This is a genomic window from Streptosporangium sp. NPDC000095 (assembly GCF_042899335.1).
Classification (GTDB): Bacteria; Actinomycetota; Actinomycetes; order Streptosporangiales; family Streptosporangiaceae; genus Streptosporangium.
Genome location: NZ_JBIAZS010000010.1, coordinates 235,637 through 249,165, shown reverse-complemented (window position 1 = coordinate 249,165; position 13,529 = coordinate 235,637). Strand labels below are relative to the sequence as shown.

Here is a 13,529-nt window from a genome sequence, read left to right as displayed (position 1 = left end):
CGAATTCTTCGCCGCCCGCCTCGGACGACGCCGTCATGTGACGACGGCGTCGGAGATCTTCACCGGCTTCTTCCCCGGTGACCCCAACGGCGCGGAGGGTCTCGTCGATCATCGCCCGGATCGACGAGACCCTCCGCGCCGTATGCGTGCCGCCGTCGCCGGCGGCCCTGCGAGTACGAGTTCACGGTCATCGACACCATCGACTCTGGTCGGATCGGCATGCATGAGTTATATTTCACCTGTAAGAAAATTATTACAGGTGAAGGAGCGTCATGACAGGGGCCGTGCCGACCGGCGACGAACTGGTCGTGGTGCTCGCGGCGCTCGCCAACCCGCTGCGGCTGCGCATCGTCGCGAGGCTCGCCGACGGGCGTGACTACGTGAGCCACCTGGCCCGCGACATCGGAATCAGCCGCCCCCTCCTGCACATGCACCTGCAGCGGCTGGAGGCGGCCGGGCTGGTCGTCGGCAGCCTTGAGCTCTCGGAGGACGGCAAGGCCATGAAGTACTACGAGGTCACGGACTTCCACCTGCGCCTCACCGCCTCGACCTTGGCCGAGGCGGTCCAGACCCTCACCCGATCGGACCCCGAGAAGGGTCCCGCCCCCAAGGAGAAGTCCTGAATGGACGCGACGACCTGGCCTGGCACGGTCCTGATCCTGGGCCTGTCATTCCTCGCCCTGATCCTGCTCATCGGCACCGCGGCGACGGTGCACGAGTTCCGCAAGCTGAAGATATCCGCCACCGTCCAGGAGGACCTGCGACAGCTGGTACGCCGCTACGAGCAACTCGCCGAGAACACCATGGACGCCCAGCAGCGGATGTCGACCGAGCTCTCCGACGTGCGAGCGCGCGCGACCTCGATCGAGCAGATCCTGCGGACCGTCGAATGACCTCCTCCCCTCCCCGAAGGGAGGGGATTCCCCACGGTCACCCGTGAGGGTTCCTGCTTCACCACCGGTCGCCCACCAGGAGGACTCCCCATGAACAGGCCCACCACCCAGAAGAAGGACACGATGAAAGCGATCACCCAGGAGAGGTACGGCCTCTCCGGCGTCCTGAGACTCGACGAGATCGACAAGCCGGTGCCCGGCGACGACGAGGTATTGGTGCGCGTTCGCGCGGCGTCGGTGAACCACGGCGACCTGGCGACCATAACGGGCGTGCCGTACCTCGGCCGCCTCGTGTTCGGGCTGCCCACGCCGAAGCAGAAGGTCCCCGGCCGCGACATCGCCGGAGAGGTCGAGGCCGTCGGCAGGAACGTGACGCGCCTGCGGCCGGGCGACGAGGTGTACGTCGAGGTCAACGGCGGAGGCTTCGCCGAGTACGTCCGCGTCCCCGAGGACCTGCCGTGCCCGAAGCCTGCCAACCTCACCTTCGAACAGGCGGCCGCCGTCCCCTGCGCGGGAAACACCGCACTGCACGGTCTCCGCGACCGTGGCGGGATAAAGGCCGGACAGAAGGTCCTGATCAACGGGGCGTCGGGCGGCGTGGGCACCTTCGCCGTACAGATCGCCGCGTCGTACGGGGCGGAGGTGACCGGGGTGTGCAGCACCAGAAACATGGAGCTGGTCCGTTCGCTCGGTGCCGACCATGTCGTCGACTACACCCGGGAGGACTTCACCAGGAGCGGCCGACGTTACGACCTCATCTTCGACCTGGCGGGAAACCACTCGCTCTCCGACTGCAGGCGCGCGTTGAGCCCCGGCGGGACCCTCGTACTGTCCAGCTCGAAAGGCGGGCGCTTTTTCGGTCCGGTGCTCCGGCTCCTGGGGGCGCTGGTGCTGGCGCCGTTCGTACGGCAGAACCTGCGCCCGTGCATGGCGATGCGAAGCCGGGAGAGCCTCGTCGATCTCAAGGATCTGATCGAGTCCGGGCGGATCACACCCGCGGTCGAGAAGACCTACCCGCTGAGCGAGCTCCCCGAGGCGATGCGGTACTTCAGCGAGGAGCACGCGCGAGCGAAGATCGTTATCACCGTGTGAGGCCGTACGGGTGCTGTTCGCCTCGGGGAACTCGCTCCGGTGCCGGATCAGGCAGGAGCCATCCGGGCGACGATCGTCCGCCAGAGGGCGAGTTGCAGCAGGGCGAGGAGCACGACAGCGGGCATCAGGGTCCAGATCCCGACGCTCTGCCCGATGGCACCGGTCAGCCAGGGAAGCGCCGCACCGCCGATGACCGACACCCCGTTCATGATGCCGATGGCCGTCGGCACCAGCCGGGCTGTGGTCAGGGTGGGCACCACCGCCATCGCCGTCGGGAAGACGGGCCCGAGGAAGAAGCCGAGCAGGAGGAAACCGGCGGTCGCCACGACCACTCCCGGCGCCACCCAGGTGAGCACCGTGCTCGCCGTCACGCCGACCAGGCAGACGTAGGTCATGCCGACCGCGGTCAGCCCCACCCTGGTGGCGACCGGACTGATCAGGAACCGCCCCAGGGTCAGCCCGAGCCAGTAACCGCTGGCGATGTAGCCGGCGGTGAGACCGGTCTGCGCGTGCTCCTCCACCAGGAAGGTGAACCCCCAGTTGCCCACGCTGATCTCCAGGCCGACGTACACGGCGAGGAACACCGAGGCGAGCACCACCGCGGGCGTGCGCAGCACGGAGGTGAGCAGACCGCTCCGCTCCGGTTCGGAACCCAGGAGACCCGCCGAAGGCACCGGGGGGTCCGGATATGGGGCCTCCTCTTTGGCGGAGGGCTCGGACGACGGGGCGCCGGGCCTCACGGAGGGCTCGGGGACTGCCGGAGGCACAGGCACGCCAGGCTTCACGGAGGCATCGAGGGCATCGGCGACGTCGGCGGTGCGCCTGGGATAGGCGACCAGGAAACCGGCCAGCAGCGGCAGGCACGCCAACGCGAGCACCAGCCACACGGCGGTCCACGGCAGGAAGGTGAGCGTCCAGGCGGCCAGCAACGGACCGAGCAGCGCGCCGACACCGAAGAACGCGTGCAGGCGGTTGAGCAGCGTCGTGGCCGAGGGCAGCTCCGCGAGATAGGCGTTGAGCACCGACTCCAGCACGCCGGTGCCGTAACCGACCACCAGTTGCACCGCCACGAAGGCCGCGAACGGAGGGCGGGTCGCCATGTACAGCGTGGATATCACGTACAGGCCGCCGGCGACGGCGAGGGAGAGGCGCGTACCGAGGCGTTCGAGCAGCGGGCCCGTGGTGGATCCGGCGAGCATGAACCCGGCGGAGGAGACGAAGAAGGTGATGCCGATCGTCGTCATGTCGACGCCGTAGTCACCGATCAGCGTGGGCAGCAGCACTCCGCCCACACCGGCGTTCAACCCGGCCAGTACGAAGGTCGCGTACGCCAGGACGACCGGAGCCCGCCAAGGGCTGCTCAAGACAGGCACATGCTCTCCAGCACGGTCATGTGATGCGGATGGTTTCCGAACCGTCCGGTGGAGGTGCGGTTCCACGGCGGCCCACCGTCGTCCGACCTCTCCCGGAGGCTTCGCCACTCGGGTGATCACCCAGGAAAGCACTTTTGGGGGGGTGTCTTGCCATCCGCTTTGCCTGAGGGGCTCAGCATATGACGATCTTCGACGGCGGAACAGACGCGAGGCCGCAGATTTTTAACCTGAAATTTTCACGCTCGGCGAGGCATTTCTACAGTTCACTGTTATTCGGCCTGTCTCGTGCTTGCCCCCCGCCGAGGGCCGGGTCAGACTCCGCCGGAGTATCACCCCTCCGCGCGACCACGTGAGCGATCCGCATTCCCGTCGCATTCGCGTGCCGGTCCACGCGAGGAAATGTTAACGCTAACAATCGTGGGAGCCGATCGACACCGAAACGACCAGGAATCATCCCGTCGGCACCGAAGACCGGCGCCGACGGGACCGAGAAGGCGCGGATCGGCATCCACAGCCACGAGGAGGAGACATGACACAGAACCACGACGAGCCCGAGAACGGCGAGCGAAACCCGCTGAGCCGCAGGGCCGTCCTGACCACGCTGGGAGCCCTGCCGGTCCTCGGCGCGGCCTCCGTCGTCGCGGCCACGGAGGCCACCGCCGCAACGGCGGTCATCAACCCGTCGGCGCAGCGGCAGACGATCCGCGGCTTCGGCGGCATGACCTTCGCGGCCTGGATCGGCGACCTCACGGCCGCCCAGCGGGAAACGGCGTTCGGCACCGGCGAGGGCCGGCTCGGGTTCTCCGTGCTGAGAATCCCCGTCCCCGAGAACCAGGCGGACTGGAGCCGTGACGTGGCGACGGCGAAGCGCGCGATCGAACTCGGGGCCTCCGTCATCGCGTCGCCGTGGAATCCCCCCGCCAACATGATCGAGACATTTACCCGCGGCAGCCAGACCAACGCGAAACGCCTCAGGGCCAACATGTACGCGGCCTACGCCCAGCACCTGAACGACTTCAACACGCACATGCGGAACAACGGCGTGAACCTGTACGCCATCTCAGTGCAGAACGAGCCCGATTACGCGCACGACTGGACGTGGTGGACCCCCGCGGAGATCCTCAAATTCATGCGGGAGAACGCCGGCTCGATCAACACCAAGGTGATCGCGCCCGAGTCCTTCCAGTATCTGAAGAACATCTCGGACCCGATCCTCAACGACTCCACGGCGCTCGCCAACATGGACATCCTCGGCGCCCACCTCTACGGCACGCAGTTCTCCAATTTCCCCTACCCCCTCTTCAAGCAGAGGGGCGCGGGCAAAGAACTCTGGATGACCGAGGTCTACCACCCCAACAGCAGCGACTCGGCGGACCTCTGGCCCCAGGCGCTCGACGTCGGAGAGCACATCCACCGCGCCATGGTGGACGCCGAGTTCCAGGCGTACATCTGGTGGTACATCCGGCGCAGCTACGGCCCCATGCGCGAGGACGGCCAGATCAGCAAGCGCGGCGCGATGATGGCGCACTTCGCCAGGTTCGTCCGCCCCGGATACGTGCGGGTCGACGCGACCGCGAACCCGGCGTCGAACGTCTACGTCTCGGCGTACCGGGGCGGTAACTCCACGGTCATCGTCGTCGTCAACAAGAACACCTCGGCGGTGAGCCAGCAGTTCACCGTGTCGAACGCCACCGGATCGTCCAGCGTCTCCTCCTGGCTCACCGACGCGAGCAGGACCGTCGCACCCCAGGGAACGACCACCATGTCGAACGGCTCCCTCACCGTCACGCTTCCCGCCAGAAGCATGATGACCTTCGTGACCGGCGTGACCAACACCCCTGACCCCACGCCCACCCCGACCCCCACCGTCAGCCCCACCCCCGGTGGCGGGACGGCGCCCCGGGTCGCCTACACGATGAACTCCTGGAACAACGGCTTCACCGCCAACATCAGCATCACCAACACCGGAAACACGACGATCAACGGCTGGACGCTGGTCTTCACCCTGCCCTCCGGCCAGTCCATCACCTCCGGCTGGAACGCCACCTACTCGCCCTCCAGCGGCCAGGTGAACGCCGTCAACGTCAGCCACAACGCCACACTCGCCCCCGGAGCCACCATCGACATCGGCTTCCAGGCCAACCACACCGGCAACACCGCCAAGCCGACCGCCTTCACCCTCAACGGCATCGCCTGCACCGTGGTCTGACCGGCAACGCTTCCTCGAGGCCCGACCGGCGAAGGAACAGGTGCGGCCCCTCCGACACCGGAGGGGCCGCGCAATCGGACACCGGAACCCGGGCAGGAAATTCGGCGGAACCTGTCGAAAACCGGTGGCGGCCGTTCGTCACCCGTACGACACAGCCCTTCCGACCACGAGGAGCAACGATGAGGTACGCGATGCTGATCTTCGGCGACGATCGCGAGTGGGGTGCGCTCTCCCCTGCCGAGGAGCAGGAGACGATGGAGCGGATCTACGAGTGGTACGAGCGGTGGCAGCCGACCGGCAAGATCGCCGATGGCGGTGCCGAACTGCGGCCCCGGGACACGGCGAAGACGGTGCGCGCCGACGTTAACGGTCAACCGGTGATCACAGACGGGCCATATCTGGAGCTCAAGGAGGTCATCGGCGCGATCGTCATGCTGGAGTGCGACGACATCGACGAGGCCGGGCGGATCGCGGCCACCTGGCCGCTCACTGCCGGGATGAGCGCGCTGGAGGTCCGTCCGGTGACGAACCGCGAGTAGCGGTGGTGCTGGGCGCCGGTCTCACAGGCGGCGCCTCAGCTCCCCCACCCGACGCGACATCAGCTCCCGTTCGGCCGGGTTCTTCGCCAACTCCAGAGCCCGCTCCGCCGCCGTCAGCGCCTCGGCCGGACGGTCGAGCGTGGTCAGCAGATCGGCCCGGGCGGCGTGCCACAGGTGGTAACCGGCGAACCGCGCCCCGAGCGCGTCGACCTCGTCCAGCGCCGGGGCAGGCCCCACCGCGAACCGTGTGGCCACCGCCCGGTTCAGCAGCACCACCGGCGACGGGTCCAGCGTGTACAGCCGGTCGTACAGTGCCCTCACGTCGGCCCAGTCGGTGGCCTCGTACGAGGTGGCCAGGGCGTGTAGCGCGGCGATACCGGCCTGCAGTTGGTAGGACCCGGGCCGGCCCTGGCGCACCGCCGCCCGCAACCGCAGCACCGCCCGTCCGATCGCCGCCTTGTCCCACAGCCGCCGGTCCTGCTGTTCGAGCAGCACGATGCGACCCCACGAGTCGAACCGCGCGTCGGCGCGGGCATGGTGCAGTTCCAGCAACGCCGCCAGGCCCGCGGCCTCCGGCTCGCGGGGCAGTAGCTCGGCGAGCCGGCATGCCAGCTCGACCCCCTCGCGGGCCAACTCGCGCCGCTGGGCGGAGCGGCCACCGGACAGATACCCCTCGTTGAAAACGAGGTAGATGACCGCGAGCACGGCCGGTAACCGGTCGACGTACTCATGCGGCTGTGGCACCTCGAACCGGATACCGCGCTCCCGCAGCCGACGCTTGGCCCGGGAAAGCCGCTGCGCCATCGTCGGCACCGGCACCAGGAACGCGGCGGCGATCTCGTCCGTACTCAGGCCGCCGACGGCGTACAGCGTCAGCGCGACCCGGGCCGGCTCGGCGAGATCTGGATGGCAACACCCGAAAATCATGGCGAGCCGATCGTCCGCACCCGGTTCCGGCGGCGCTTCCGCGGCCACCCGTGCCAGCTTCTCGCGACCGACGGCGTCGCGGCGTAGCCGATCCAGCGCCTTGCGCCAGCCCGTGGTGACCAGCCAACCGGTGGGACTCCGCGGCACTCCCTCGTCGGGCCAGCGCTTGAGAGCCTCGGCCAGCGCGTCCGACAGCGCCTCTTCTGCCCGGTCGAAGTCGCCGAGCCGCCGGCTGAGCGCACCGAGCATGCCGGCCGCGTCCGTCCGCCAGATGCGGTCCAACAGCTCTGCCACGTCGTCCACCACATCAGTGTGCGATATTCGCAGGAGCGAGCGCCGCGCGAGCCTCAAGCCGGAAGGCCGGCACCCATCCCCTCTGCTGGACCGATGACATGGGCCGACACCCAGCCGCGTCGTCCGATTCGCTGGGATTCCTATCGCATGTCCCCGTCGCCCGCCCATATGGTGTAGCCATGGTGGGACGGCTGGTCGTCGTCGTTGGTTTCGACGGCATCGAGCTCGTCGACGTCGCGTGTGTGACGACCGGTTTCGACTACGCCAACCGGCAGGGGGCCGACCCGGCGTACCAGGTGGTGTTCGCGACCCCGATGGGCCGGCCCGTGCGGTGCGACTCCGGACTCGAGTTGCCCGGGCAGGGCCGGATCGACACGATGGACGGCCCTATCGACACCCTGATCGTCTCTGGTGGCCAGGGGCACGAGACCGCCGCCGCCAACCCTCGGTTCGTCAGCCAGGTCGTACGGCTCGCCAGGCTGTCGCGGCGGGTCGCGTCGGTGTGCACCGGGGCGACCGTGCTGGCCGCCGCCGGGTTGCTCGACAACCGCCGGGCCACCACGCACTGGTACGAGGCCGGACGGCTCGCCACCCGCTTCCCGCAGGTGCGGGTCGATCCCGCGCCGATCTTCGTCCGGGACGGCAGCGTCGCGACGTCGGGCGGGGTCACGGCTTCTCTGGATCTCACGCTGTCCTTCATCGAGGAGGACCACGGGTCCGAACTCGCCCGTCGCGTGGCCATGGGCATGGTCACGTACCTGAAACGCCCCGGGAATCAGGCGCAGGTGAGCCTGTTCAACAGGATTCCGCACTCCGACCAGGTCCTGGTCCGGCGGACCATCGACTACGTGGTCAGCCACTTCGACGAGGACCTCAGCGTCGCCCGCCTGGCCGCGCTCGCCGGGGTGAGCGAGCGGCATCTGAGCAGGCTGTTCGTCGAGTGCGTCGGCCGGACCCCCTCGCGGGTGGTCCGCGACGCGCGCCTCGAAGCGGCCTCGCAACTGCTCACCGCGACCCGTGAGCCGGTCGCGGCCATCGCCCGGCGGTGCGGGTTCGCCTCCGCCGAGTCCTTACGGCAGGCGTTCGTGGCATGGGCCGGGGTCTCGCCGTCGCGGTTCCGTGGAAGATCATGACGCTTGGTCCTGCGGTCGCCCCGTGGTCGCCGTGAACGACACGGGACGCCGGCCCGGGAAGGCCCCGGGCCGGCGCTCGCGCGTTCGGCGTCAGCCGCCGCTGGGCGGGGCACGGATCGCCCACGCCCGGCGCTCGCGCGCGCGTTCGGCGTCAGCCGCCGCCGCTGGAGGACGTCGCGCCGTTACCGAAGACGGTCAGGTCCACCCAGGGGTGTGACTCCTGGATGCACTGGAGGTACGGGACAAGGCAGAAGACGCCCTGGGTCCGCTTGCGCCACTGGGTCGAGCCTCGGCCGCCGTTGCTCACCAGCGACTCGTGGCCCTTGAACGACCAGCCCACCATGTAGACCTCGGCCCACCTGGTGTAGAAGTGGGCGCTGGTGATCCGGGTGCCGTCGCGGCAGTAGTCCATCCTCTGGAAGTACTTCCAGAGCCACTGGCCGACACGGTTCTTGCCTCCCCGGTAAACGGTCGAGATCCAGCACGAGCTCGCCATGATCTGGGCCCGCTCCTCCGCGGAGACCATGACCTCGTTCTGGGCGAGCTTCGCGAGATAGTCCTCGGTGGAGACGGTCTCCAACGGCTCCTCGCCGTTCTCCACGGTGGCCAGTTCGGTGTCCGGATCCGCCGACGAGACCTTCTGGGACATCGTGCTCTCCGCTCCCGCCGCGGGCGCGAGCGTCAAGCAGGTGAGCGCCGCCACCAGCAGCAGGACAAACGCATGTCGTACGAGCGGAACACGCCTTCGCAGGCTTTTCATTGCCGTCCTCTTCCGCGATCGCGAAGAATCGCATATCGGCCTGAGTGAATGGACCTTCCACTAGTAGTACGGCCCTGGAAGGGAAGCTCGACAAATTTATTTCCGACTTCCGGCCGCACGGTTTACGGCCCGCCTCACGGGGGCCGTCGCACGGCGATACCGCATCTCGACGGCGGCGGCCGACTCACCGCGCGCGCTCCCGATCTGCACCCAGGTCGCGCCCTCCATCCGCAGGCAGAGCAGGTGGCGGATCTCGGGGTCGAGCCGCGCGATCAGGGTTGCCGCACGCCGGGCCTCGTCCCCGTCGGCCACGGCCTCCTCGAATTCCTGGGGGCGCGGCATCAGCGCCGCATGACGGCTTAACAGCTGGTCACGAGCTGTTCGACGGTGGTGGTCGACCACGAGTCGCGCCGTGACGGTGGCCAGGAAGGGCCACGCCCGCTCCTCCATCAGGTTGGCGAAGGTGGCGGTGCGCAGCAGCGCGTCCTGGACGACGTCCTCCGCGTCCGCCCCCGCCCCCATGCGCGCCGCCAAGGCCAGCAGCCTCGGCCGGTGCGCCATCAGGACATGCCAGCGTTGTTCTGTGACATTCATGCCACGGCCCTCTCCGATTTTCGCGCAGGCGAAGAAGCACGAAAAAAAGCCGCCTGCCCCCAGCCGCCCGTTAGGTGAGTTCGTCTCCCGACAAACAGACCGGATATCACCAGGACCGCCGTCGGACATTTCCTGGCCACTTTGACAATGGCCGGACAATGTCCGCCGCTGATCCTGACCCGGCTTGTCGCACGCGCCGGCCGGTCACCGACGTCGCCGCCGCCGAGCACTTCCGCTCTCGGTTCTGATCAGGATCGAAACAGTTCGATGCCGTGGCCGGAACGACGCCGGGCAGGCCGTGTCCGGATCTCTGGGGTTCCCGTCCGGTTGTCAGGGACGGAGGAGCCGTTCGACGTCGACCGTGCCGAGGACGGCCGGGTCGTCTTGAGCGATGCGGCCACCAAGCGCGTCAACGGACAAAAGACCCTCGTCGCGACCGGTACGCCGGGCGACCTCGGGTCGGTCGTCGGAACGTGGGAGCAGGTCCGGGTGGTGAGCAAACCACCTTCGGAGGACTTTCAGATCATGAGGTCGATGCCGTCGTCGGCGAGTTCACCCGGATAGTCGCTCGGCGAGGCGACGGCGGCGACGGCCTGGAGGCGCGACCCGGGTCGGAGACGTACGGGATCTCAGCTGTCGCGCTGCTTGAGGCGGAGTGCTTCCTTGCGGACCTCGGCCTGGAGAGTCTGCTCGCGCTCCAGCCACGCCGGGTTCTCCGCTTTCAGCGCGTCGATCTCAGCGGTGGTGAGCGGTTCGGTGATCCCGCCCCTGAGCAGGCCGGCGACGGAGATCCTGAGCTTCGCGGCCATGACCTGCTTGGTGTGCGGGCCGTTGCGGCGCAGATCGGCGAGCCAGGCGGGTGGCGTCGCCTGCAACTCGTTCAGCTCGTCCCTGGAGATGACACCCGCCTGGAACTCGGCCGGAGTGGCCAACAAAGGGACACCCAGCTTCTTGGCCGCGGTCGCGGGCTTCATCGTCTGGGTGGTCTTCGGTTTGGGCGAGGTCATGACGTCAAGAATAGTCAGCCGGAACAGGTCCCCTGACATCGCTACCCTGGGGAAGTGACTGATGGAGAGACCGGCGGGACGTTTCGACTGGCGTACGTGCCCGGGGTGACACCCGCGAAATGGGTCAACGTCTGGATCGAGCGAATGCCCGAGGTGCCGATCACCCTGGTCGCGGTTCCCGCCGCCGAGGTGGTGGGACTCCTGCGGAACGGCGGTGCCGACGCCGGATTCGCCAGACTGCCGGTCGACCGGGACGGGCTCAGCGTGATCCCTCTCTACACGGAGACCACGGTGGTCGTGGTGCCCAAGGACCACGTGCTGACCGCCGCCGACGAGGTGGCCCTCACCGACCTTGACGACGACGAGGTGTTCCACCCTCTGGACGACACCGTCGAGTGGACGGTCCGGCCCGGGCTGCCCGCGTTCACCCGCCCGGCCACAACGGCGGACGCGGTCGAGCTGACAGCGTCCGGCGCCGGGATTCTCCTGGTTCCGCTGTCGCTGGCACGCCTCCACCACCGCAGGGATCTCACCTACCGGCCGGTGCCGGACGCGCCGCAGTCTCAGGTCGCGCTGGTCTGGCCCACGGACGCGACCACCGACCTGGTGGAGGACTTCATCGGCATCGTCCGCGGCCGGACGGTGAACAGCTCGCGGGGCCGTACTACTCCCGCCTCCCCCGCGAAGAAACCGGCGAAGCGGCAGGCACAGAAACCCGCGCAGAACGGCTCCGGTCGCCGGGCCGTGCCGACCGGCCGCAAGAAGAAGGGCCACCGACCTCGGTGACCTGCGGACAGATACGCCGATCACCCTTGGTAAGGAATGAGCACCGACGGCTGTCAGGCTGAGGCGGTAAGTCGACGCTCATCGGCCTTCATGGTGTCACCGTGGAGCCGCGAAGATTCCAACCCCTGAATTCCCGCTCACCAACGGGAGCCCTTCGCGACGTGGCGGGCTCCTCGCCCTGCTCCAGAGCTGGTCGAGACTCGACCTCGTGTGCCTGTGCGAGGTGGTGCCGCACCCTCGCGAACCGCGCTTTCACGAGAACACGCAGGCCAGGTTCATCGATGAAGGGCGAAACACGACCCGCTGACTCGGCACCGCACAAATTCTTGCCCGGGCTTGTTCGGATTCGGTAACCGAGTCAAAATCAGTTCAGCCTTCAACTAATTGGTTGGAGGGTCACTGCACGGATGAGGAGAGGCATGAAGCGCATCATCTCCATTCTCGTCGCCGCCGTCGCCCTTGGCGCCACGCTCACCGGCGTCAGCCCCGCGTCCGCGGCCGCCTCCGCAGTCGACTGCTCCACGGGCGAGTACACCCGGGTCCTGAACAGCTACGTGCCCACCAACCTCGAGAGGGGGGCGATAGACGGCCGCAGCTACAACATCGGCGGCTCGTTGACGTACACGTTCGATATCTGCCTTGACATCCCGGACACCTCGACGTTCACCATCGAGGTACGGATCTGGAACAACGGGACACAGACGTCGTTCGTGGACGACCGGCCCGGGGACAAGATCTTCCGCTACACGCTCGCTCCCAACAGCTTCTGGCAGGTCTACGGCACGCTGACCGGCCCCGGCAGCACCTACCTCTACTACACCTGGCACGAGAAGATGACCCTCTCCTGACGTGGCATGGGCCGACCACCTCGTTCGGTGAGGCGGTCGGCCCTACCGGCCTGGAAGTCTCTTTGACCCGGTTCGAATTCCACAGCTCCCGATCTCTCAAGCGGCTCGGTGAGCGACCGGATTCGCCGCTACCGCTTTTCACTGCCGCACGGGATCACAAAGGCCACTTCCCGATCACGAGAGGTGGCCTTTGAAGTGGAGCCGAGGGACAGGTGAGCGGCGGCCTCAGCCCTTGAAGGCGCCGTTCATGATCCCGGCCACCATGCGCCGCCCGACGAAGACGAACAGGACGAGCAGCGGGAGGGTGGCGAGGAAGGAGCCGGACATCGCGAGCCCGAGGTCGATGCTGAAGCTGTTCTGCAACGCCTTGATCGCGATCTGGACGGTGTACATCTCCGGCGACTTCAGCACCACGAACGGCCACAGGAAGTCGTTCCACGCGGTGACGAAGCCCAGCAGGCCGAGCACGAAGGCGGCGGGGCGTACCAGCGGGAACGCGACCCGCCAGAAGATCTGCCAGGTCGACGCCCCGTCGATGCGGGCCGCCTGAAGGATCTCGTCGCTGATGGCGGACGATATGTGCTGGCGCATCCAGAAGATGCCGAAGGCGTTGGCCAGGCCGGGGACGATCAGCGCCTGGAGCGTGTCCACCCAGCCCAGCGACGAGATGATCATGTATTGCGGGACGATGGCGAGCTGGGTCGGCACGGTCATCGTCAGAACGACGACCAGGAACAGCGTGTTGCGGCCGCGGAAGCGCAGTTTGGCGAACGCGAAGCCCGCCAGCGCGCACAGCACCGCCTGGCCCACGCCGATCGACCCGGCCACGATCAGGCTGTTGACGATCGACTGGACGAACGGCACGGTCGAGAACACCAGGCCCGCGAGGTGGAAGAAGTTGTCGCCCGGCACGATCTCGGGCGGCAGATTCGTCGCCGTCGCGGTGTCGGTGGTGGCGACGATGAACATCCAGTACAGCGGGAACAGGCAGAAGAAGACGGCGAGCGCGAGCAGCGCGTAGGTCCACCATCGGACACGATCGCCGGAGCGTGGTCTCGTCGTGCTCACGATCGC

The 13,529-nt window shown here is 67.8% G+C and carries 14 protein-coding genes; 8 read left to right on the top strand and 6 right to left on the bottom strand.

Features of this window, described 5'->3' with window-relative positions; translation table 11 throughout:
* Positions 1-272: 272 nt before the first annotated feature.
* The 3 genes from ACFY3V_RS23185 (at position 273) to ACFY3V_RS23175 (ending at position 1,985) form a co-directional block, all read left to right on the top strand.
* On the top strand, positions 273-623 hold the full coding sequence (locus tag ACFY3V_RS23185; protein ID WP_350941975.1) for a winged helix-turn-helix domain-containing protein: 351 nt from the start codon (positions 273-275) through the stop codon (positions 621-623).
* The gene (locus tag ACFY3V_RS23180) at positions 624-893 is read left to right on the top strand and encodes a hypothetical protein (RefSeq protein WP_362902064.1); all 270 of its coding nucleotides are present in this window, start codon (positions 624-626) and stop codon (positions 891-893) included.
* A 90-nt stretch (positions 894-983) separates the two neighbouring features.
* Positions 984-1,985, top strand: a complete 1,002-nt coding sequence (locus ACFY3V_RS23175) for an NAD(P)-dependent alcohol dehydrogenase (RefSeq protein ID WP_389776100.1) — start codon at positions 984-986, stop codon at positions 1,983-1,985.
* A 47-nt stretch (positions 1,986-2,032) separates the two neighbouring features.
* On the opposite strand, the gene ACFY3V_RS23170 is transcribed toward ACFY3V_RS23175, so the two are convergent.
* Positions 2,033-3,358, bottom strand: coding sequence for an MFS transporter (locus tag ACFY3V_RS23170; RefSeq protein WP_389776097.1), 1,326 nt, complete (start codon positions 3,356-3,358; stop codon positions 2,033-2,035).
* A 529-nt stretch (positions 3,359-3,887) separates the two neighbouring features.
* Here ACFY3V_RS23170 and ACFY3V_RS23165 point away from each other — a divergent pair.
* Complete coding sequence (locus tag ACFY3V_RS23165; protein WP_389776095.1) at positions 3,888-5,567, top strand: cellulose binding domain-containing protein; 1,680 nt, start codon at positions 3,888-3,890, stop codon at positions 5,565-5,567.
* A gap of 179 nt (positions 5,568-5,746) precedes the next feature.
* Positions 5,747-6,106 (top strand): YciI family protein, encoded by a 360-nt coding sequence (locus ACFY3V_RS23160; RefSeq protein ID WP_362902057.1) that lies wholly within the window; start codon positions 5,747-5,749, stop codon positions 6,104-6,106.
* Between the two features lie 21 nt (positions 6,107-6,127).
* Here the strand turns inward: ACFY3V_RS23160 and ACFY3V_RS23155 are convergent, their stop codons facing one another.
* Positions 6,128-7,336 (bottom strand): RNA polymerase sigma factor, encoded by a 1,209-nt coding sequence (locus ACFY3V_RS23155; protein ID WP_389776092.1) that lies wholly within the window; start codon positions 7,334-7,336, stop codon positions 6,128-6,130.
* 170 nt (positions 7,337-7,506) lie between these two features.
* Here ACFY3V_RS23155 and ACFY3V_RS23150 point away from each other — a divergent pair, with 170 nt between their 5' ends.
* Complete coding sequence (locus ACFY3V_RS23150) at positions 7,507-8,460, top strand: helix-turn-helix domain-containing protein (RefSeq protein ID WP_362902053.1); 954 nt, start codon at positions 7,507-7,509, stop codon at positions 8,458-8,460.
* Between the two features lie 151 nt (positions 8,461-8,611).
* On the opposite strand, the gene ACFY3V_RS23145 is transcribed toward ACFY3V_RS23150, so the two are convergent.
* The 3 genes from ACFY3V_RS23145 to ACFY3V_RS23135 all read right to left on the bottom strand — a co-directional run bounded on the left by ACFY3V_RS23145 (position 8,612) and on the right by ACFY3V_RS23135 (position 10,821).
* Positions 8,612-9,220: a hypothetical protein gene (locus tag ACFY3V_RS23145; RefSeq protein ID WP_389776089.1), complete on the bottom strand. Its 609-nt coding sequence runs from the start codon at positions 9,218-9,220 to the stop codon at positions 8,612-8,614.
* Between the two features lie 96 nt (positions 9,221-9,316).
* Positions 9,317-9,814, bottom strand: a complete 498-nt coding sequence (locus tag ACFY3V_RS23140; RefSeq protein WP_389776086.1) for an RNA polymerase sigma factor — start codon at positions 9,812-9,814, stop codon at positions 9,317-9,319.
* Positions 9,815-10,443: 629 nt separating this feature from the next.
* Complete coding sequence (locus ACFY3V_RS23135; protein ID WP_389776083.1) at positions 10,444-10,821, bottom strand: DUF5997 family protein; 378 nt, start codon at positions 10,819-10,821, stop codon at positions 10,444-10,446.
* A 54-nt stretch (positions 10,822-10,875) separates the two neighbouring features.
* On the opposite strand from ACFY3V_RS23135, the gene ACFY3V_RS23130 reads away from it, so the two are divergent.
* Both ACFY3V_RS23130 and ACFY3V_RS23125 read left to right on the top strand, forming a co-directional pair.
* Entirely contained in the window at positions 10,876-11,607 is a 732-nt protein-coding gene (locus ACFY3V_RS23130) for a LysR family substrate-binding domain-containing protein (protein WP_389776080.1), read from the top strand.
* Between the two features lie 419 nt (positions 11,608-12,026).
* Entirely contained in the window at positions 12,027-12,455 is a 429-nt protein-coding gene (locus ACFY3V_RS23125) for a hypothetical protein (RefSeq protein ID WP_389776078.1), read from the top strand.
* A 225-nt stretch (positions 12,456-12,680) separates the two neighbouring features.
* On the opposite strand, the gene ACFY3V_RS23120 is transcribed toward ACFY3V_RS23125, so the two are convergent.
* Positions 12,681-13,523: a carbohydrate ABC transporter permease gene (locus tag ACFY3V_RS23120; RefSeq protein WP_362902042.1), complete on the bottom strand. Its 843-nt coding sequence runs from the start codon at positions 13,521-13,523 to the stop codon at positions 12,681-12,683.
* Positions 13,524-13,529: the final 6 nt, after the last annotated feature.